Raw genomic sequence first — 23,836 nt, forward strand, 5'->3', positions numbered from 1 at the left:
CATCATATGTGTATGATTTAGTTGTTCCGTTTGGTAATGCCTCGTTTAATAATTGGTTAATCGGGTCATATACAAAGTTTGTTTCTGTTACTTTTCCGCCTGCACCTTCATGTTTAATTTTCGTACGGTTACCGGCTTGATCGTATTCATATCGTTCTGATAGAAGAATACTGTTTGATGTACCTACTACTAAATCTTTAATCTTGTTCGCATGGTCATAGTTAAAAGTAGAACCCGAACCATTTCCAGCTGTATACGTACGAACATTTCCTTGATCGTTATAATCAAAGCGATACGTTTGAGAGCCGTCTGTCTATATAAAGAAAGAAGGTTTCTCCAAAAGAGCATTTTTAATGACCTTTTGAGACACCTTCTTCAGCAATTTATTTCTCCTTAACCACTTGAATTACCTGTTCTATACTTTCTGCTACAAGTACGGGAGTCCAAATACCCTCTCCATGTTCAGCTGTGTACACTGCACACTCTATATCTTTAGTGTCTACAAAAATAGGATCTCCTATATATGAATCTAAGCCAATTACAATCCAACCTTCTTGCCAAGATCCTTCTTCATCACTTATTAAACTTTCCCCACTATCGGTAATACGGAACCCAATCTGTCCTTCTTCTATTTCTTCACTATTAAATAACTCTATTGTAATTTCTTCTCCGTCGCAATCTAACTCAATTTCATTACCTTCTAAACAATTTACACACTCTAAAAGCTTTTTTAGTTTATTATGATACTCCAAGAAAAACATCCTTTCCTATTTAATCAATAAAATCACAACGTGATAGAAATATCTCAATCATTCAATAAACCTATTAATAATTTATACGATCTGCTTCTTGTAATAATAAATCCAACCATTCTTCCATTGTTCCTAAATCCCGTAAAACTTTCTTATTTCTTGAATCTAATTCTAATACTCTATTTTCCTCATTAATAGCATATATCGTACCTAAACTCATTGAATCTGCAAATACAAAATATGTATCCGGCATTTTCTTAGAGAAATATAATTGTTGAAAGCTAATTAAATCAAAAGGTTGATAGTACTGTTCCTGAATAGAGATTCCTCTTATCTTAGGAGTACCTGCTATTCGAACTAAACCGGCTAGTATGCTCCCATTCATTAGCGATAATAATTTTTTATAGGCTTCTGGAAATACACGTTTCATCTCATTTTCGAATTGATGAATTTCTTCCGAATTAAGAGGAGGATTTACTACATTCACCCAATTATTTTCATCTATATTTCCAAATAATCTGCTCCCAGTTCTTATAACTTTAGCATCGGTTCCATATATTGAACTTAGTCTTTCAATAATAATATTATCCATTTTTTGCCTCCTTTATAAGTTCCTATCAGACAAATGCATTCTATTGTTATCTCATTCGCGATTGCCTATAGATAAATTTTCCTTTTGTAGGATTCCTCCAATTACCTCCATGAAGTCTTAAATGTTCTTTTCTTGTTACGAATCTTATATTATTAGGATTGGCTGCATAATGCGGATATGCTTTGACACTATTAATATGATGTCCATGGAAACCTTTAGCCTTACCTTTTTTTAATATTTCCGCCTTGCGTTTATTACTCCAGTTCCGCGTTCCTTTTCCAGTAGTCGCTATGAGTTGTCTTTCTTGCTGCCAAGCAAGTTTTACAGCCTTCCTTCTAGTATAAGCTGTATTAAGGCTCTTACCAACCTTAGCTGCAAGTTTTCCTTTTCCGCCACCAACAAAACCAACAGCACCAGCTAATAAAATTTCTTTTCGACTTTTCCCAGACTTATAAGCCTGATAAGCACTGTATCCCCCTATAGCTGCATTAATAAGTAACCAAGGTGCATGACCATCTGGATCAACTTTCATCACCGGATTATTATCACCATAAGTATACCCATTCATTGTAATCGGATCATCTTCATCACCCGGATCAGGATCCACCGATAAGAACACACCATGGTCTGGATTATAGTAACGGATAATAAGTAATACATGCTGATTTCTTTATCACACATGTATATATTCGTATGGATTATCTACCATGATAATTTATACTTTTCAAAAAGGAGACCTAATAATATTTATTAGGTCTCCTTAGACTACTGAGCTGTTTCTATGATTAAATTTTAATACACTTAAGCCAATTCCAACTTCCATAATCCACATGGATTATGGAATGGATCCTCTTGCTCATAGCGATAATCTGTGGAGTAAGACAGTCGATACACGGGGGAGTTTTCCGTAAAACTAATTGTATCTCCATCTCTTAATTCGGGCTGCTCGACTATATTATATAAATTAAAATCATTTAATAAATCGCCAGCCGCTTCTGGTTCTATCTCTCCTTGTATAATTACATCTGGTAGAGCGAATGCTTGCATTCCACATGAATAATAACCATCTTCATCTCCAATTAAAGTTACAACATGCGAATAAATGGGGAATATCTCCTTATTTTCTACAAGCTCCTGCCATTCATCTTTAGAATACGCTACACCAGTTGTTTCAATTTTTAAAGCAAGTCCGCCTGCATTTAACAAGCCGTTTCCTACATCAATAACTTCTTTTAACTCCTGCATATTTTGCACATGTGCAATAATATATACTGTATAAGTATGTTCCTCTAACTTGCTAAGGAAGTCCTCATCAAAACGACCGCCACTCGCATATAAAAACGCTTCTCTTAAAGATGGATCATGATCATATACATCAATTTCAAAAGCGATATCTTTCTCCTTATGATGTATAATATTTCCTGCTAAAATATAATCTTCACTTTTACTAACTATTTTTTGTACTAATTCTGTCCTACTTTTCCATAGACCTGGTATTCCGAGGATAATTTGTGGTTCCAATGTAATAAACACTCCTTTTTTCTTAGATAATTCTATAGCTTTATCCATAGTTTTTAAACAATTTAATCACCTAATAAAATTAGAAGTTATAAAGATAACCTTCTCTTTTTATTGATATCTCAAGCTCCTAACAAAAAGATATTAATCCACATCTTTTTGATTCTAAATTTCCCATTGAGAAAACCCTTTTAAATACTAAAAGGGTTCCCTTTCTTATTCTATAAATTTAAAATTTTTCTCCATACTTGGGCATTTACTCCCTCTGAATCAATTCCGTTCGAACCTAAAAAAGGGATTAAATTCCATGTCTCTCCGCTCACAAATCCAATTTTTGACCACTTCTCCATAAAATCTATAAAATTATCCCCTAATACTGTTCCATGTAATTCATCATCATCAGCATTTAAATATACAACAGGTGGATCTTCTTTGTCAGACATTAAATCAAAAGCGAATAAATTCCCATTTCCAACATCAAAGAAGGCTAATTTTCTTTGCCAAATCTTATCATACAAATTATCTTGTTCATTAAAAATGTCTTCAACTAATTCTCTTCGTTTGAGTTCACATTCAACTAACTCAGTTAATCCTAATACTCCTCTACTGCCATATATTTCTTCAAATCTCTCATCTAAATTTAAGTTTTCTGGTATTTCCCAGTTCCATTCTAAATATGAGAAATCCTCTAATAATACTTTTTTGTAGCTTGAAGGTATTTTTATTCCTAGCCCCTTTTCAACATTTGATACATCCGGTTCTTTCACTGGTCCTTTTACTACTAATTCCGTCACCACTCCTCCGCTTTTTTTTATTGTTGATACAATATGATTCATTTTAGAAAACCATTGACTATAGTCCATAAATCTTCCTCCTTCAAATCAACATTTATTTTCTTTTTCGATTGCCAGGAATATTTGTTTTTGTAGATCCTGTCACCCCGATTTTATGAAAATACTTATCAGTTTTTCTTATTAGTTTTCTAGCACGTTTTTCTGGGATACCCGCTCTCCTTAATGATTTGTAAGCAATTCTTCGTTCAGCAGCATAAGTACCTCCACCTTTTTGTCGCTGTACAGGATAAGTCTTTTTATGTACAGCTGTACTTAAAGACACTGTGGGTGCTTTACCTCGGCTATACCCTGGTAGATTTTTAACTGCAGCATCTTGTATAATATGATGTGCTTGATTTCCTTTTCTTTGTAATGAGCGAACTTTATTGTAAGAGCCTGTTAAATATCCACCCACTTTTGTTGCTGCTTTAACTCTTCCAAGACCAGCAAAACCAACAGCACCAGCTATTAAAATCTCTTTACGACTTTTTCCAGCTTTATAAGCTTGATAAGCACTATATCCGCCTATGGCCGCATTAATAACCAGCCAAGGTGCATGCCCGTCTGGATCCGTCTTCATTACTGGATTATTTTCAGCATACGTGTATCCATTCATGGTAATTGGGTCATCTTCATCACCTGGGTCAGGATCCATCGATAAGAACACACCATGATCTGGATTATAATAACGCGCAATCAGATAATACATGCCAATCTCTTTATCATACATGTATCCCGCATATCCAAATGGATTGTCTGCTGCGATACCTTTCGTATCACTCTTTAATACGTTACCCCATGCATCATATTCATAAGTTGCTACAACTTCTCTATCCTGATTCGTCATCGCAACAACATCACCACGAGGGTTATAGTGATAGTATAACGTTTGTCCTTTAGATTTCATAGACAAGCGTGCACCATCTACAGAATATACATATTGACGTAGTACATTTCCGCTTCCATCTGTCTCATACAGTGGATGAATACTATCTCCGTCATAGAAATAGCGTGTTACTTGACCATTTACACTCTTTTCAATTCGACGGTTATCATTATCATACTTATAAGTTGCAAATGCATTGCTTTCACCTTGTTTTGTGATAGCCACAATTTGGTCATTTTCATTCCATGTATACTTGTACTTTCCGTCTGATGTACGATTGCCATTCGCATCATACGTTAACGATTCGTTTCCGAATTTTACTAGTTGATTTCCTTCATTAAACGTTGCCGCTATGGACTTTGTTTCTTTGCCATTCTCTACAACTTTCACACTTGTACGGTTTCCAAATCCATCATATGTGTATGATTTAGTTGTTCCGTTTGGTAATGCCTCATTTAATAGTTGGTTAATCGGGTCATATACAAAGTTTGTTTCTGTTACTTTTCCGCCCGCACCTTCATGTTTAATCTTTGTGCGGTTACCTGATTGGTCATATTCATATCGTTCAGAAAGTAAAATACTATTTGATGTACCTACTACTAAATCTTTTATTTTGTTCGCATGATTATAGTTAAAGGTAGAACCTGAACCGTTTCCTGCTGTATACGTACGGATATTATCATCATCATCATAATCAAATCGATACGTTTGAGAGCCATCTGTCACACGTATGTTTTGATCTAACGTGTTGTAGTCATACGATACTTTATTTGTGTATCCACCTTGTGTTATTGTTTGTTCTTTTAATTTTTCTGTCTTACTGTTTGCTTTGTCGTGATATGCCCAGTCAACTTTTCCGCCTCGGCTATCCGTTGCACTTGTGACACGGTCTGCCTTATCGTATGTTTTCGTGCGTTCTACACCGTTGACATGGTCTTTTACTTTCGTAACTTGTCCATTTTGATCAAGTTCGAATGTAAATGAATCTTTTCCATTTCGCTTTTCACCAACGACGCGATCTGCTGTATCATATACAGATTCTAAAATAGAACCATTTGGCATTGTTGTTTTAATCTTGTTTGCATTTTCATCGTACGTATTTTCAATACGACGGTTTAATGCATCGATATACACTGTATTTTTATTATCTACATCATATTCATATTTGTGTGTTTGTGTTTTTCCACCAAACATAACAGATTTCTCTGTTGTATTTCCATTATGATTATACAGATAATTTACAGAAGTACCATTCTTTAATGTAACCTTTGTTAATAGATTATCTTTGTTGTAATCATATAGTTTTGTATTTCCTTTTTCATCTGTCTCGCTCTTTTTATTTCCTGATGCGTCATATGTGAAACTATTCTTCTGACCTTCTTCATCATACGCAGCAACAACATTTCCGTCGTTATCGTACTCGTTTTTAATAAGGGCGTTACCTTCTAGTAAACGAATATTATCGAACCAAACTTTTCCTTTATTCTCTCTTCTAAATAGAAGGTAGACTTCCATACGTTTAATTGGTTTAGTAGCAGGAATGACAACCGCACTACGATTCCAATCATTTGTACCGCTTGGGAATTTTGCCTGATAGTTCGTACCACTACCATCTTGATAATACACATCTGCCCAAATAGAGTAATCTCGTGAGAGCTTATCTGGTGCAGTATTTTCTACATTCTGAGATTTAGACATCCCTGTTAATGTAATTGTTTCTGCTTTTTGTTGGTTTAAATGTATATGTGCACCATAGCCTACATCTGAACCGCCATATTGGCTACGTTCTAATACAATAGACGAATCTCCTGTAAAGCTTTCCTCATGGGAAGTATCTTTCGGATCACAACTTGATCCATTACCTCGAATCCATCCTGGAATACAACCTTTCTCCGTCATATTCTCTACACTACTATTTTCAATTGGATTAAAGCTAGAAGAAACTTCTCCTTTTTCAAGTTGCATCTTATCAAACCAGGCAGAACCACTTGAATCCGCTCGATTATAATCAACTTGTAGATAGATTCTAACTTTTTTCGTTTGGCCTGTCGTCTTAAAAGTTACTTGGCGATTCGTCCAATCTTTCTCGCCCTCTATCCTGTTATGACGTGTATCAAACCAATTATTCCCACCATCAAGAGGGTTTCCGTCTTCTTTTAACAACTGAACATTAAAGAATGCACCAGCATGCGTTAATGCTGTTTTCATCATCCCACTTAATGTATATGTTGTATTTGGTTCTACTACAATATCCTGAATCGCACTATGGTATCCCCAACCAGCATTTTGTGCTTTTACTATCATTTGTAAAGATGAAGCTCCACCCAATCCACCAGGTGCAAAGATTGCATCTTTTTTCAATGCCCCTTGGCTATTGCCTTTTTCTTCTTTCCATCCATTCGTTATATCCATCTCAAAGCTTGGATTTTTAATCAGGTTTTCCCCTGTCCCTAGCTCTCTAGTTGTTTCAATTGGATTTCCAAATTGATCATACTGCATGAAAGATGATGTATTTGCTGCTTGATCTGTTTCAGATACTTCTGTGTTTGCTCCTTTATAAGCAACTGTTGTTTCACGATTCTCATTATCTGTCGCTTTAACAATCCCATTATCTTTATTGTATTCAAATTTCTCAGTTCCCATTTCATCAGTAACAGAAGTTACATTCCCATTACCATCATATGTCGCTATTTCTGTTTGATTTTTAGGAGTTGTTGTTTTTACTAAATTGTTTGCATTATATTCATACGATGTCGTTAAATTCAGTCGTCCCACATCTTCAACTGTTTTCACTGGATTTCCAGCATCGTTATACGTATAAACCGTCTTACGTCCTTTAGGATTCGTTAACGTAACTTCCTTCGAACCTGTATTATATGCTAATGTCGTAGCTTTTCCTAATGGATCCGTCACTTTTACTAATCTATTATTCTCATATGCATACGATGTTTTATATGGTTTGGCATCTGTATGTTGCGGATCATAAATAGATGTTAGTACCCCATTATCATATCCATATTTATATACTTTTCCTTCTGGTGTTGTAGAAGAAACGAGTAAATCTCCATCATACTTAAATGTAAGGGTCTTGTTATCTGGACCGATTACTCTTGATACTTTTTTATAATGTTCATCATATTTCAGTACTAATTCTTTCCCTGAAGCATTCTTTATTTTTGATAAACGGAACTCATTATCATATTCATAAGTTGTTGTATTTCCGTATTTATCTTTTACATAACCAATTCCTCTTAAGTCGGTATAATGGTAGAAAGTAACTGTTTGATTACTATCCTTTACTTCATAACCACCTGGCACTTGCTTGATTTCTAAATATATACCTGCTGGAGCCTGATACGTATTTGCACTCGTTTGAGTAAAGACAATCGCTGCACCATTTGCAGTATGTAAAAGTATATTTCCTTCTGCATCTGGCCTAACAGTTTCTTCTACACTACTAGCCCAACCATTACCAAAAATACCATTTCGGCCGCCTTGGCTATTATAGGTTCTCGTTAAGGAAGCATCTGGACCACGACCAGATAAAGTTATATCCTTTTCTTCCATTAAGAAGTTCCCATTAAAGGCATTTACCTGTCCATTTAAAACTGGAATAGATGCCCAATAATCAAACATACCTGAGAATCCGAAATCTTCGGAAAACATAGGTACAAAAGGCTGTGAAATGTTACTTTCAGCATGTCCGACCTTACTATACGCTGTTACACGGAACCAATATTTTTTAAAACCACCATATTGGCCACCAGAATTCTTATATACTTGTGATGGATCTAACGATAATTCTACACCTTTTTTATCATGATGAAGTAAAAATTGCCCTTTCGCAATTTCATCTTTTGTTGGCCAAATATTTTGGTTTTGCGTTGTCCAATTTGTTGTATTTCCTACATCAAATGCTTCATAATCTTTCCCGTTAAATATCCAAACTTTGTATCCTTCTGCTTCTGGAACTGGATCCCACTTCAATGTTGCATAACCAGTTTGTCGATCAGTAGCATTAATATACATCGAACCTGTAGGTGGATTCATTGTTTCTAACGGAAGAAATGGAACAACTCCATCCGAAAGAGGACCATCCTCAAATGGATACACTGCCATAACACGAATCCAGTAGCTTCTTCTTCCACTATAATCTCCATATGGACCGCCTGCCTGATAAGCATTTTTATATATTTGTCCTGGGTTCGTCGGTGCTTCTGCCCCTTTTCCGTCATCATGTAACCAGTAACGACCTTGTGCAATCTCTTCTCGTGTCGGGAATAGTTTTTTATCTTTCGTTGTCCAGCTTGTCACATTGCCAACTGAAATATATTCATAGTCATATCCGTTAAAAATAGCTAATTTATACTCTTTTGCCCCAGGAACTGGATCCCATTGTACATTAAAGTGGCCTGTACCACTCCCAGTTCCATTTGAATAAGCTTGTGCTTTTGGTGGATTCGGTTTCGCATACGAGTACTTCACTTCCAAGTACGGTGCATCTGCTCCACTTTCAGCCGCAATGAATTTCTTCCAATGGCTTTGCCCATTTCCGTTTGTATGTAGCTTAAAACCGTTATTTGGTCTCGCGCCCTCTACCCACGCTTTCACTGTATTCGTTACATTGAACTGAGCCCATTTTCCGCGTCCCACATCAGTTTGTGCAATGTTATTAGAACCCGGCTTGTTATTCCAGTTCACACCGCCAACATTCCATCCACCTGTTACTTCATCTAACCAAACACCATTCGGCTGATTTCCATAATAATGCCAAACTGCATAGGCATGGAATGTTGCACTTTCAATTTTTGCACCTTTTAAATTTGAAACATTCGGTTTAATGAATGCAAAGTTTGTTCCAGTTGCTCCGTCATAATACCCAACTTTTAACGTATAAGCATTTTGGCCGGAATCCCAAAGTTTTCCTCCTGAATAATTGACACTAGCAGATGTACTTGCAGCGTATGCATTTTCAAAATTACCTAGTTCAACAGAAGGATCTACATATACCGGATATTTTCGCTCTGGTGCTTGTAACCACTGCGGGTCTGCGGTAACAGTTAATGTATATGTTTTTTCATCTGCCTTCTCAATATTGTAACGAACCGCATCTGACGTTACAGCCTCACCTGATTGCTGATCCACATTTGAATCGTTCATATATGGTTTCGGTAATGTGAAGACTTTTTCTTTTTTCTCATTTTGGAAGTCGATTGAACCATCTTCCTGTATATTCGGTGTTAAATCTGTTTCTAATGCAAATGTAAAAATATGATGTCCTGTATACTCGCGTAATACAAAATCTTCTTTTACATTTTCGTTAAACGTCGTACTCTTTAAATCTATATTTGGGAAAATCCCTTTATACCAGACTGTATTATTTTCATGTGTTGCAGTGACCGGTGACGGCTTCACTTCACCTTTTTCACCATTTGCACTCATTAATTTATACTGAATCGTATGATCTTTTACTTTAAATTGAACGTACTTTCCATCTTGTGCTGCCTTTTCAAATTCTGGTTCTAATGTTGTATTTTCTGTTACAATTTTTTCATTTGGTGCTTCTACTAATTTCGGTGAAACCTCTTCTAACTTTCCATCTTTCTCAATATGAATCGGTTCCGTATATACCTTTTTCGTATATGTACCATCATTATTATCGAAAACTTTTTCGGTTTCCGTTCTTTCCTCTACAATCTCAGTCGGACTCGCCTGTGCTTTAGCCTTATCCTTCTTTAACTGATCTGGATGTGGAGCTGGTAACTCCTTTTCCTCTTTCTTTTCTACTTCTGGACTTTGTTCTGAATTTGGAGATGGTGTAAACGGTGGTGCTGTTTCCGCCAATCCATTCAGTGGTATGGAGGTAACAATTAATGCAACTACGATAAGTTGTATTACGTACCTATACCAACGTTTCTTAACTTGCTTCTTTTCCATACATTCACCCCTGATTCGCATCGGTTTATTTTTTACAATTAAGAATCTAATGAATTATGGGATGAAACTCAATTAAAAAAATGTAAGATTTTCAAAAAAGATAACAATTCCGAAACTTTATCGACAATTATCTATTTTGTATTACATAATTCGACAAAATGAATTATAATATTACATAGTTAAAATACATAGTTAATCAGGTGTAATATATATTTAATTTATTATGATTAAATAATGGTTTAACAAGGAAATAACCCCAAAAATTATTCAAAGCTCGTCACTGAACTTTTATTATTTATTAACAACCTGAAACCTTTCAATACACTTGAAAGCCACCTGTCACATAAAAATTAAGTCTATTTATCTGAATTCAAATTTATTGCATACAAAAAAGGAAGAGCTTACGTTAGCTCTTCCTTTTTCCCTTTACCTTATCTATATGTGGTAACATAACAGCCATAAATACATCACTTTTCTCACCTGGTGCCATCATCTAAATATTCAATGGAAAAGGCTGCTAGCTCATACGCCATTTCTTGATCGCATTCAAAAAGTGAATTTATAAAAACATCATTTATGGGCATCATCTTGTTAAATGTTTGATTTTGAACTTACTCCTGATTTCAAGACACCCATTAAGAATTTAATGCTTACTCTTGCTGATAGATATTAGTTCACATCGTTTTTTATTTGTAAATACCTTGTTATCTTTCTCGTACTTCAAACACATTTCCACTAATACAAGTAAAATACAATAAGTTATTTGTTTTAATTACCTCATGTATGGAATCAGACTCCAAAATAAACTTTGGTAAATATAATGTGAATTCTACCTTACCAGATTTTATGTCTAAGCATTTTACTTCAAGTTCATGTGAAGACATATAGATCTTATCCTCCACATATCTCGGAGATCTTATCACATCATGCGCAAATCTTGTTTCCCACTTAATTTGGTTATGTACTAAATCTATACAATAGACTTTTCCATTATCCATAACTACAACACACATATTATCAACTAAGTTAGGTTCAAGTTTTATTTCACCTGGTAATAAGCATTCATATATTTCCTTGCCATCATCTACTCCAAAAAATTGAAGGCATGTTTTCCGTGTTACTACATCGTCCATATCATATATATGTCTAACCAAACCTATTTTTAAGTTATCAGCTACCACATATAAATAATCCTCTTCTTCAATATCTATCTCTAAGATTAATTCTGGTGATTCTTTTTTCAAATCCCACCTTTGAATACTCTCCTCTCCCACTATTAAAGCCGTATGATTTTCTAAATATGTGGGAGTATTGGGGCGACAATCAATATTTTCTCGCCATAAAATATTACTATTTAAGTCAACAGCTGTCATACAAACTATATAAGGATCTATTAGTTCCCCTTCTTCATAACATTCTCCTATTAGAACATAATAATCAGAAAACAGTCGCACCTTCAAATTTTCTCCACCAATTCCAGTATATACAGTCTGTTTCTCTTTTCCTGTTTCAATATCTAATATGATGTTCAAACCATAATCCATCACAACCATTACTTCTAATACATTATTTGGTAGGAAATAAACCCCTTTTATTTCTCCTTCCAACTCTAACTCCCATAATTTCTTTCCATCTTTTGCAGACATGCACACAAGTTTTGACTTTTCCTCTTCTCTACTAATATCTCCTACAAAAACCTTATCATCTTGTTGACAAAATACAATTCCACTCTCAACAAAGTTGAGATGCTCAGTCCAAAGTGTTTTTTTATTCAATATGTCTATTTTACTAAACTTATTCGCTGGTCCATTTCCAACATATAAAAAGTCGTTGTCTCTTGAGAATTGAGGAAGAATTTCTATATTTCTTTCATTTTTCAGATCACTCCAGCTTATTTCATAACGACTTTCACTTGAATATTTCCGATAAACATTCAAGTTTCCAGTAGTAATGAAGTCCTCATCGAGCTTTTCTAGATCAATTATCTGCTTATAAGCGGCATTCAAATTAAAATGTCCTGGTACTTTACTAATTAATTTCTCTATATGTTCCTTACAAAAATCAAATACAACATTAAAAAACTGTACTCTTTCAACTGAAATAATTTCTTTACTACTACTAATATTAATCATATTTTCTTGTTGAATAAAATGTAAGGTCTTCTCATAGTTATCCAAGAATAATGTACCCTCGTTATACTTTAAAAGATTTACCCACTCATCAAAAAAATGTATTAAGGGCTCTATAATATCAGTCTCTTCTTCATAAATGATTTTTTCATCTAAGAGGAAAATTATTTTACCTCTTAACATTTCCAACTCGTCTTCATTAAAATATTCCAGTTTAATATTAAATCCTTCTTTTATTTTCCCCATAATGCCCTACCTCCAGTATGACCAGTTTGTCGATGTACCACAGTATTGACTAATTGCATTAATCCTGGCGTTTGATGGTGATGCCACGTATGGCCGACTGGATTATCTCCTTTTTGCATCCGTTTTATATCACTTGCAAAAAAGATGTTTTGTTTATTCGCTATTAGTTGCTTAGCTGCTGCTTTATTTAAATATTTGAATTGCGTCGGATTACTTGCCCCCCATAAACTTCTCGGTAGTGTCATATTAAATTTACTTCGAAATATTGGAAATCCCTTTTTATCGAATGTAATACCTGAAACCGGATGTTTTTTTCCAGCTAGATGTCCATTTCTTATGGTAGGTTGCTTAGCCTTACTTTTGTTTCCTGTATTATTTTTCTTTCCTGTATTTTTATTTCCTGTATTTTTATTTCCTGAGCTTTTCTTAGCCTTATTTCCATCGTCATCAATTAATGTAATTGGATTATTATCTGCATACGTATATCCATTCTGCGTAATTGGATCATCTTCATCACCAGGTTCTGGATCTGCTGATAAAAATACCCCGTGCTCTGGATTATAATATCTCGCAATCAAGTAATACATGCCAATTTCTTTATCATACATGTATCCCGCATATCCAAACGGATTATCTGCGGCGATACCTTTCGTATCACTCTTTACTACGTTACCCCACGAATCATATTCATACGTTGCTACAACTTCTTTGTTTTGATTCGTCATCGCAACAACGTCACCACGAGGGTTATAGTGATAGTATAGCGTTTGACCTTGTGATTTCATTGCCAAACGTGCGCCATCTATAGAGTATACATATTGGCGCAGTACAGTTCCACTTCCATCTGTTTCATACAAAGGATTAATACTATCTCCATCATAGAAATAACGTGTTACTTGACCATTTACATTCTTTTCAATACGACGATTTTCCTCATCATACTTATAAGTTGTGAATGCATTACTCTCACCTTGTTTTGTGATAGCTACAATTTGGTCATTTTCATTCCATGTATACTTGTACTTTCCATCCGATGTACGATTTCCATTCGCATCATACGTCAGAGATTCATCTCCGAACTTAACAAGTTGATTTCCGTCATTAAATTGCGCTTCAATTGTTGTCGTTTTGTTAAGTCGCTTTGTTGCTACAGATGTACGGTTACCAAAACCGTCATATGTATATGTTTTTTCTCCTCTTAATAACGGGAAAATCTCTTTCGTCAGCTGATTACTCGCATCATACTCATACTGAGTCTTCGTTACTAACCCACTTTTTGGAGACTCGTGTTTGACTACAGTACGATTACCTGATTGATCATATTCATAGCGTTCAGAGAAAATAGTCTGACCCGATGTACCAATCACTAGATTTGTAATTTTGTTCGTATAATCATAGTTAAAAGTAGAACCGGAACCGTTGCCAGCTGTATACGTACGAACATTTCCTTGATCGTCATAATCAAATCGATACGTTTGAGAACCGTCTGTTACACGTATGTTTTGATCTAACGTGTTGTAGTCATACGATACTTTATTTGTGTATCCACCTTGCGTTACTGTTTGTTCTTTTAATTTCTCTGTCTTACTGTTTGCTTTGTCATGGTATGTCCAGTCAATTTTTCCGCCTCGGCTATCTGTTGCATTTGTGACACGGTCAGCCTTATCGTATGTTTTCGAACGTTCTACACCATTGACAAGATCTTTTATTTTCGTAACTTGTCCATTCGGATTAAGTTCGAATGTAAATGAATCTTTGCCATTGCGCTTTTCACCAACGACACGGTCCGCTGTATCATATACAGATTCTAAAATTGAACCATTTGGCATTTTTGTCTTAATCTTTTTTGCATTTTCATCATACGTATGTTCAATACGACGGTTTAATGCATCGATATAAACTGTATTTTTATTACCTACATCGTATTCATATTTAGTTGTTTGTGTTTTACCACCAAACATGACAGATTTCTCTGTTGTATTTCCATTATGATCATACAGATAATTTACAGAAGTACCATTTTTTAATGTAACCTTTGTTAATAGATTATCTTTGTTGTAATCATATAGTTTTGTATTTCCTTTTTCATCTGTTTCGTTCTTTTTATTTCCTGATGCATCGTATGTGAAAGTGTTTTTCTGACCTTCTTCATCATACGTGGCAACAACATTTCCGTCGTTATCGTACTCGTTTTTAATAAGGGCGTTACCTTCTAGTAAACGAATATTATCGAACCAAACTTTTCCTTTATTCTCTCTTCTAAATAGAAGGTAGACTTCCATACGTTTAATTGGTTTAGTAGCAGGAATGACAACCGCACTACGATTCCAATCATTTGTACCACTTGGGAATTTCGCCTGATAGTTCGTACCACTACCATCTTGATAATACACATCTGCCCAAATAGAATAATCTCGTGAGAGTTTATCTGGTGCAGTATTTTCTACATTCTCAGATTTAGACATCCCTGTTAATGTAATTGTTTCTGCTTTTTTCTGATTTAAATGTATATGCGTACCATAACCTACATCTGAACCGCCATATTGGCTACGTTCTAATACAATAGACGAATCTCCTGTAAAGCTTTCCTTATGGGAAGTGTCTTTCGGATCACAACTTGATCCATTACCTCGAATCCACCCTGGAATACAACCTTTCTCCGTCATATTCTCTACACTGCTATTTTCAATCGGATTAAAACTAGAAGAGACCTCTCCTTTTTCAAGTTGCATCTTATCAAACCAGACAGAGCCACTTGTCGAAGAACCATCATTTTCTGCTTGTAAATAAATCTGTATTGTCCTTGTTTGTTCTGTCGTTTTAAACGTAATTTGACGATTGACCCAGTCTCGTTTTCCTTCAACTCTATTATGACGTGTATCGTGCCAACCCTTATCTATTCCTTCACGCTTTTCATTTAATGACTTTACATTAAAGATAGCTGATCCCGCTGCTAAATTTGTTTTTACCATACCACTTAATGTATAAGTCGTATTTGGCTCTACCGCCACCTCTTGCATAACTCCAATATAGCCCCAACCATCATTTGTTGCTTCTGTTGTAAGTTTTAATGAAGATTCTCCGCCAAGGGCACCTGGTGCCGGTGTTGCATCTTTTGCTATAGAACCAGTATTATTCGTATCTACTTTTGACCATTTATCCGTTATATTTGCCTCAAAACTTGGGTTTTGAATTAAATTTTCGCCGGTACTTAATTCTTTACTTGTTTCAACCGGATTGCCGAATTGATCATGCTGTGTGAAAGAAGACGTATGAGCCGCTTGGTCTGTTTCAGATACTTCTGTATTTGCAGCCTTATAAGCAACTGTTGTTTCACGATTCTCATTATCTGTCGCTTTAACAATCCCATTATCTTTATTGTACTCAAACTTCTCTGTTCCCATTTCATCAGTAACAGAAGTTACATTCCCATTACCATCATAGGTTGCTGTTTCTGTTTGATTTTTAGGAGTTGTTGTTTTTACTAAATTGTTTGCATTATATTCATACGATGTCGTTAAATTCAGACGTCCCACATCTTCAACTGTTTTCACTGGATTTCCAGCATCGTTATACGTATAAACAGTCTTACGTCCCTTTGGATTCGTTAATGTAACTTCTTTTGAACCTGTATTATATGCTAATGTTGTAGCTTTCCCTAATGGATCCGTTACTTTTACTAATCTATTATTCTCATATGCATACGATGTTTTATATGGCTTTACATCTGTATGTTGTGGATCATAAATAGATGTTAGTAATCCGTTATCATATCCATATTTATATGCTTTTCCTTCTGGTGTTGTCGAAGAAACGAGTAAATCTCCATCATACTTAAATGTAATCGTCTTGTTGTCTGGACCGATTACTCTTGCAGCTTTTTTATTACTCCCATCATATTGTACGAATAATTCTTTACCAGAAGCGTTTTTTACTTTTGATAAACGAGATTCGCTATCATACGAATATGTTGTTGTATTGCCGTACTTATCTTTTATATATTCAATTCGTCCCGAATTTCCTGCTTTGGAGTAAAAAGTAACCGTTTGTTCTTTATCTTTTATTTCATATCCTTGTGTTGTTTCCTTTATGTCTAAATACACGCCTATAGGCGCTTGATAGGTTCCCTCACCTGTTCTCGTAAATATAATATTGGCGCCATTTTCGGAAAGTAAAATTAAATTATTTCCTGCATCACGCCATACCTTTCCTTCTAGACTACTATACCATCCTTTACCAAACAATCCGACTTGGGTACTCTGGCTATTATAAACCCTTACTACAGATACACCTGGTCCCCGACCTGAAAGTGCTATATCACTTTCTTGCATTAAAAAGTTTCCATTAGAGGCATTTACTTTTCCATTTAACACATTAATAGATGCCCAATAATCAAACATACCCATAAATCCAAAATCTTGGGAGAATTTAGGGACAAATTCATGCGAAATTTCACTTTCAGGGTGTCCAGCCTTACTATATGCCGTTACACGGAACCAATAATTTTTAAAACCAGCATAGATTCCACCAGAATTCTTATATACAGGTGATGGATCTAATGCTAATTCTGTTCCTTTTTTATCATGATGAAGTAAATATTGACCTTTTGCGATTTCATCTTTTGTTGGCCAAATTTTCTCGTTTTGCGTTGTCCAGTTAGTCTTATCTCCTACATCAAACGCTTCATAATCTTTTCCGTTATATACCCAAACTTTATAGCCGGATGCCGCTGGGACCGCATCCCACTTTAATGTGACATACCCCGTTTCCTTATCTGTCGCATTCATATATGCTGAACCATCTGGTTTTTTCACTTGTTCTAACGGAATAAATGGAACGACTCCATCCGAAAGTGGGCTATCACCAAATGGATACTCTGCCACGATACGAATCCAGTAGCTACTTCTGCCACTATAATCTCCGTATGGACCTCCTGCTTGATAAGCATTTTTATATATTTGTCCTGGGTTAGTAGGTGCCTCTGCCCCTTTTCCATCATCATGTATCCCGTAGCGTCCTTGTGCAATCTCTTCTGGCGTCGGGAATATTTTTTTATCTTTCGTTGTCCAATTTGTCACATTCCCAACAGGAATATATTCATAGTCATATCCGTTAAAAATGGCCACCTTATATCCTTTTGCTCCTGGAACTGGATCCCATTGTACATTAAAGTGACCTGAACCACTTCCACTCCCATTCGAGTAAGCTTGTACTCTCGGTGTATTCGGTTTTGCGTACGAATACTTCACTTCTAAGTACGGTGCATTTGCTCCGTTTTCAGCTGCAATAAATTTCTTCCAATGGTTTTGTCCATTTCCGTTTGCATGTAGCTTAAAGCCGTTATTTTGTTTTGTCCCTTCCACCCATGCTTTTACTGTATTTGTTACGTTAAATTTTGCCCATTGTCCTCTTGTTACATCAGCATGCGCAATATTTGCAGAGTTCGGTTTATTATTCCAGTTCACTCCGCCAACATTCCAGCTACCTGTAACTTCATCTAACCAAACACCATTTGGCTGATTCGCATAATAATGCCAAACTGCATAGGCATGGAATGTTGCACTTTCAATCTTTGCACCATTTAAATTTGAAACATTCGGTTTAACAAATGCAAAGTTTGTTCCAGTTGCCCCGTCATAATACCCAACTTTTAATGTGTAAGCATTTTGACCGGAATCCCAAAGTTTTCCTCCTGAATAATTGACACTAGCAGATGTACTTGCAACGTATGCATTTTCAAAATTACCTAGTTCAACAGAAGGATCTACATATACCGGATATTTTCGCTCTGGTGCTTGTAACCACTGCGGGTCTGCAGTAACAGTTAATGTATATGTTTTTTCAGCTGTCTTCTCAATATTGTAACGAACCGCATCTGACGTTACAGCCTCACCTGATTGTTGATCCACATTTGAATCATTCATATACGGTTTCGGTAATGTGAAGACTTTTTCTTTTTTCTCATTTTGGAAGTCGATTGAACCATCTTCCTGTATATTCGGTGTTAAATCTGTTTCTAATGCAAATGTAAAAATATGATGTCCTGTATACTCGCGTAATACAAAATCTTCTTTTACATTTTCATTAAACGTCGTACTCTTTAAATCTATATTTGGGAAAATCCCTTTATACCAGACTGTATTATTTTCATGTGTTGCAGTGACCGGTGACGGCTTCACTTCACCTTTTTCACCATTTGCACTCATTAATTTATACTGAATCGTATGATCTTTTACTTTAAATTGAACGTACTTTCCATCTTGTGCTACCTTTTCAAATTCTGGTTCTAATGTTGTATTTTCTGTTACAATTTTTTCATTTGGTGCTTCTACTAATTTCGGTGAAACCTCTTCTAACTTTCCATCTTTCTCAACATGAACCGGTTCCGTATATACCTTTTTCGTATACGTACCATCATTATTATCGAAAACTTTTTCTGTTTCCGTTCTTTCTTCTACAATCTCAGTCGGACTCGCCTGTGCTTTAGCCTTATCCTTCTTTAATTGATCTGGATGTGGATCTGGTAGCTCGGTTTCCTCTTTCTTTTCCACTTCCGGACTTTGTTCTGAATTTGGAGATGGTGTAAACGGTGGTGCTGTTTCCGCCAATCCATTCAGTGGTATAGAAGTAACAATTAATGCAACTACAATAAGTTGTATTACGTACCTATACCATCGTGTCTTAACTTTCTTCTTTTCCATACATTCACCCCTGATTCGCATCGGTTTATTTTTTACAATTAAGAATCTAATGAATTATGGGATGAAACTCAATTAAAAAAATGTAAGATTTTCAAAAAAGATAACAATTCCGAAACTTTATCGACAATTATCTATTTTGTATTACATAATTCGACAAAATGAATTATAATATTGTAGAGTTTAAATATATCGTTAACTAGGTGTAATATCCATTTTGTTTACGATGAATAAATAGTGGAAACATAAGAAATCAAGGCCATTCAATTTCTTTTCTTCATTACCTATTTCCTCTAAAAATCCATATCTCAAAAACAAAAAATACGGCCCCTATACATACTCATACAGGAACCGCACCTTACCATTAAATCACAAAATCCTCTGGAATAAATACCTTCACTTCTTTCGGCTGTACGTATACAACATCACCTGATTGAATGCTGAGCTGTTTGAACTGTTCTTTACTAATTTCTGCTTCTAAATACTCATCTGTTCCGTCTCGTTTTAATTCTACATATACGACAGGGCCAACTGCGTGAGAGTATGATACTTTTGCAGGGATTGCATCTACGCTTTGTTTCGTACGAGAGATGGCTAAGTGATGCGGCCTTACGTAGGCTACTCCGTCTACGTTTGAAACGTGCTTATGCTCTGGTGCTTCTAGTTCCACCGACCCTACATTCAGCTTACCTTTATGGACGCGGCCGTGAAATAAATTTACATTCCCTAAAAAGTCATACACGAACGGGCTTGCTGGATTTTCATATACTTCTTCTGGTGTTCCCATTTGTTCAATGCGGCCTTCATTCATGACAACGATGCGGTCCGCAACGTCTAGTGCTTCTTCTTGATCATGTGTTACGAATACGCTCGTAATTTGAAATTCGTCATGTAGTTTCCGGAGCCATCTTCGTAATTCTTTTCTCACTTTTGCATCAAGTGCACCGAACGGCTCATCGAGTAATAAAATTTTCGGTTCAACTGCAAGTGCCCGCGCTAGTGCGATACGCTGTCGTTGTCCGCCAGATAGTTGCGCTGGGTAACGTTTGGCGAAACCATCCATTTTTACTAGTTTCAATAGTTCTGTTACTTTTTCTTCTATTACTGCTGCTGACGGTCTTAAGCTTTTCCTTCTTACCTTTAAACCGAAAGCGACATTTTCAAATACATTCATATGTTTAAAGAGCGCATAATGCTGGAAGACGAAGCCGACTTGTCGATTTTTCACATGAATGCTCGTTAAGTCTTCCCCATCAAATGATATAGAACCGTCATCCGCCTCTTCTAATCCGGCAATAATTCGTAATAACGTCGTTTTCCCAGAACCTGACGGGCCTAATAAGGCGACAAGTTCGCCTTTTGGAATATCCAAATGAATGTCTGTTAACGCCTGAAATGCACCATATTGTTTTGATACATTTTGAATTTGAATACTCACCATAATCCCCCTTATTGTCGTTTTTCCATTCTCCATTCAATCCAGTTTTTTATAACGAGCGTAAGAACAGCGATGAGTGACATTAAAGTCGCCACAGCGAACGCTGCTGAAAATTGATATTCATTGTACAAAATTTCAATGTGAAGCGGCATCGTATTCGTAACACCGCGTACGTGACCTGATACAACAGAAACTGCTCCGAACTCACCGATAGCACGGGCATTACATAGGATCATGCCGTATAAAAGACCCCATTTTATATTGGGAAGTGTAACGCGCCAAAACATTTTCCAGCCACTTGCGCCAAGTGATAGAGCTGCCTCTTCTTCACTTTTCCCTTGCGCTTGCATAATCGGAATTAGTTCACGTGCAACAAAAGGAAACGTTACAAAAATCGTTGCGATAATAATGCCTGGGACAGAGAAAATGAGTTTGATCCCATGCTCGAGTAACCATCCGCCAAGAGCAGCCCTCGGTGTAAAAAGTAAAACGAATACTAATCCTGCGATAACTGGTGACACAGCAAATGGTAATTCAATAAGAGAAAGCAATATTTGTTTTCCTTTAAACTGAAATTTAGTAATAAGCCATGCAGCTGCTATCCCGAATATCGTATTAAGCGGTACGACGATACATGCAACGAGAAGCGTTAACCGAATTGCCGAAAATGCTTCTTGATCTGTTACGGCTGCAACGTATACATCAATCCCTCGTTCAAAAGCCTTTAAAAAAATCGTGATGAGCGGCAGTAATAGAAAGAGAGATAAAAATAAAACTGTAATTGTAATAAATACAATTGGTACAAACTTAGATTCTTTTTTAGGTGATTTGCTTTTTACTATTTTCTTTTCTAGTAATGTTGGTTCCATATTCTCCCCTCCTATTCGCTTTTCAGTTCATGCCTTCTACTCCAGCTTTGAATCATATTGATAAGAAGAAGGAAAAGGAGAGAAATAATAAGCATTACAGTCGCTACAGCTGTTGCGCCCGCATAATCATATTGTTCTAGTTTTGTCATAATCATCAGTGGTGCGATTTCTGTTTTCATCGGCATATTCCCTGCGATGAAAACGACAGATCCGTACTCTCCTAATGCTCGTGCAAATGCGAGTGAAAAACCCGCCAGAAGAGCCGGAAAGATTTCTGGTAAAATGATTTTCACAAATATTTGAAAGCGTGATGCCCCTAAACTCGAGGCCGCTTCTTCTATTTCTTTATCAATATTTTGAAGTACCGGTTGCACCATCCGAACGACAAATGGTAAACCGATAAAAGTAAGCGCAACGATTATTCCAAGTTGTGTGAATGCTACTTTTATATGAAACACACTTAATATTTTTCCAATCCAGCCATTTTCCGCATATAAAGTGGTAAGTGTAATACCAGCTACAGCTGTAGGCAGAGCAAACGGTAAATCAATGAGTCCATCTAATAGTCGTTTCCCTGGAAATGTGTAGCGAACGAGTACCCAAGCGATTAATAAACCGAAAATGGCATTTACAACGGCCGCTGCAAATGAAGTTGTCAAGCTAACTTGATAGGAATGTAACACACGCTCGTTCGTTATAACCCCAGCAAACTTCTTCCAACCTAACTGTGAAGTTTGAATAAATACGATAGAAAGTGGTATAAGTACGAATAAACTCATATACAGCATTGTAAACCCAAGAGATAATCCAAACCCTGGTAAAACACGTTTCTTTCTCATCTTCTTTCACCTCATCCCCCTTTAGCAGCGCCCATTATTTTTGATACATTTTATCGAATACGCCGCCGTCATTAAAGTGTTTTTCCTGTGCCTTTTTCCAACCACCAAATAGTTCATCTACTGTAAATAATTGAATCTTCGGAAATTGAGATGCGTATTTTTCTGCTACTTTTTCATTACGAGGACGATAAAAGTTTTTCGCCGCAATTTCCTGCCCTTTTTCTGAGTACAAATATTCTAGGTATCCTTCTGCTACTTTTTTCGTTCCTTTTTTATCAACGACTTTATCTACAACCGCTACTGGTGGTTCCGCAAGTACACTAATAGACGGTGTTACAATTTCAAATTTATCTTTTCCAAGTTCTTTTTGTGATAACAACGCTTCATTTTCCCACGCGATTAATACGTCTCCAATTCCTTTTTCAACAAATGTTGTCGTTGCTCCGCGTGCTCCTGAATCAAGTACTTCCACGTTTTTATAAATTTGCCCAACAAATTCTTTCGCCTTATCTTCACTGTTATTATATTTTTTCAGTGCGTATCCCCACGCCGCTAAATAGTTCCAACGTGCTCCGCCTGATGTTTTCGGATTTGGCGTAATGACAGACACACCTTTTTTCGTTAAATCATCCCAATCTTTAATTCCTTTCGGGTTGCCCTTTCGCACTAGAAATACAATTGTTGATGTGTACGGAGTTGAATTATCCGCAAATCGCTTTTGCCAGTCTTCTGCTAACTGTTTCTTCTTGCTAATCGCATCAATATCATAAGCAAGCGCTAGCGTAACAACATCGGCTTCTAAACCATCAATAACAGAACGTGCCTGACTTCCAGATCCTCCATGTGATTGTTTTACATTTACCGTTTGCCCATTTTTTTCTTTCCAATACTTCGCAAATTCTTTATTGAAGTCTTGATATAATTCCCTAGTTGGATCATACGAAACATTTAAAAGCTCAACTGTTTTTTTATCTCCACTTCCTTCAGAATTATTAGTGGATGTTGCCGAACCACACCCTGATAAAAGCACAACTGCTGATAATAAAATACCTGTACTTTTCATAAACGCTGTCTTACCCCACTTTTTCATTGTTAAGCC

The 23,836-nt window shown here is 36.1% G+C and carries 13 protein-coding genes and 2 pseudogenes; all 15 read right to left on the minus strand.

The features are described 5' to 3' along the window. Nucleotides 1-313, minus strand: a pseudogene (locus tag MR113_RS28605) (hypothetical protein); the annotation flags it as partial. Between the two features lie 70 nt (nt 314-383). Continuing rightward, nucleotides 384-761 carry a hypothetical protein gene (locus MR113_RS18950; RefSeq protein WP_396022476.1) on the minus strand — a complete coding sequence of 126 codons (378 nt, stop codon included), beginning with the start codon at nt 759-761 and terminating at the stop codon, nt 384-386. A 64-nt stretch (nt 762-825) separates the two neighbouring features. After that, nucleotides 826-1,344 (minus strand): SMI1/KNR4 family protein, encoded by a 519-nt coding sequence (locus tag MR113_RS18955; protein ID WP_242256172.1) that lies wholly within the window; start codon nt 1,342-1,344, stop codon nt 826-828. A 46-nt stretch (nt 1,345-1,390) separates the two neighbouring features. Continuing rightward, nucleotides 1,391-1,837 carry a hypothetical protein gene (locus MR113_RS18960; protein WP_396022477.1) on the minus strand — a complete coding sequence of 149 codons (447 nt, stop codon included), beginning with the start codon at nt 1,835-1,837 and terminating at the stop codon, nt 1,391-1,393. An 8-nt stretch (nt 1,838-1,845) separates the two neighbouring features. After that, nucleotides 1,846-2,028 (minus strand): annotated as a pseudogene (locus tag MR113_RS28610) (RHS repeat-associated core domain-containing protein); the annotation flags it as partial. Between the two features lie 117 nt (nt 2,029-2,145). Next, nucleotides 2,146-2,865 (minus strand): DUF4261 domain-containing protein, encoded by a 720-nt coding sequence (locus tag MR113_RS18965; RefSeq protein WP_242256177.1) that lies wholly within the window; start codon nt 2,863-2,865, stop codon nt 2,146-2,148. A 218-nt stretch (nt 2,866-3,083) separates the two neighbouring features. After that, nucleotides 3,084-3,725: an SMI1/KNR4 family protein gene (locus MR113_RS18970; protein ID WP_242256179.1), complete on the minus strand. Its 642-nt coding sequence runs from the start codon at nt 3,723-3,725 to the stop codon at nt 3,084-3,086. A 25-nt stretch (nt 3,726-3,750) separates the two neighbouring features. Beyond that, nucleotides 3,751-10,518, minus strand: coding sequence for a DNRLRE domain-containing protein (locus MR113_RS18975; RefSeq protein WP_242256181.1), 6,768 nt, complete (start codon nt 10,516-10,518; stop codon nt 3,751-3,753). Between the two features lie 704 nt (nt 10,519-11,222). Beyond that, complete coding sequence (locus tag MR113_RS18980) at nt 11,223-12,893, minus strand: outer membrane protein assembly factor BamB family protein (RefSeq protein WP_242256183.1); 1,671 nt, start codon at nt 12,891-12,893, stop codon at nt 11,223-11,225. Then, nucleotides 12,881-19,594, minus strand: a complete 6,714-nt coding sequence (locus MR113_RS18985; RefSeq protein WP_242256185.1) for a DNRLRE domain-containing protein — start codon at nt 19,592-19,594, stop codon at nt 12,881-12,883. Before MR113_RS18985 ends, MR113_RS18980 begins: the two co-directional genes overlap by 13 nt. A 192-nt stretch (nt 19,595-19,786) precedes the next feature. Further along, entirely contained in the window at nt 19,787-19,909 is a 123-nt protein-coding gene (locus tag MR113_RS28385) for a hypothetical protein (protein WP_277929740.1), read from the minus strand. A gap of 46 nt (nt 19,910-19,955) precedes the next feature. Next, on the minus strand, nt 19,956-21,029 hold the full coding sequence (locus MR113_RS18990) for a sulfate/molybdate ABC transporter ATP-binding protein (protein ID WP_242256186.1): 1,074 nt from the start codon (nt 21,027-21,029) through the stop codon (nt 19,956-19,958). Between the two features lie 11 nt (nt 21,030-21,040). After that, nucleotides 21,041-21,898, minus strand: a complete 858-nt coding sequence (gene cysW, locus MR113_RS18995) for a sulfate ABC transporter permease subunit CysW (protein WP_242256188.1) — start codon at nt 21,896-21,898, stop codon at nt 21,041-21,043. Between the two features lie 11 nt (nt 21,899-21,909). After that, on the minus strand, nt 21,910-22,737 hold the full coding sequence (gene cysT / locus MR113_RS19000; RefSeq protein WP_073517609.1) for a sulfate ABC transporter permease subunit CysT: 828 nt from the start codon (nt 22,735-22,737) through the stop codon (nt 21,910-21,912). A 34-nt stretch (nt 22,738-22,771) separates the two neighbouring features. Further along, entirely contained in the window at nt 22,772-23,827 is a 1,056-nt protein-coding gene (locus tag MR113_RS19005; RefSeq protein WP_242256189.1) for a sulfate ABC transporter substrate-binding protein, read from the minus strand. Nucleotides 23,828-23,836: the final 9 nt, after the last annotated feature.

This window comes from Bacillus cereus group sp. BfR-BA-01379 (assembly GCF_022663605.1).
GTDB classification, from domain to species: domain Bacteria; phylum Bacillota; class Bacilli; order Bacillales; family Bacillaceae_G; genus Bacillus_A; species Bacillus_A mobilis.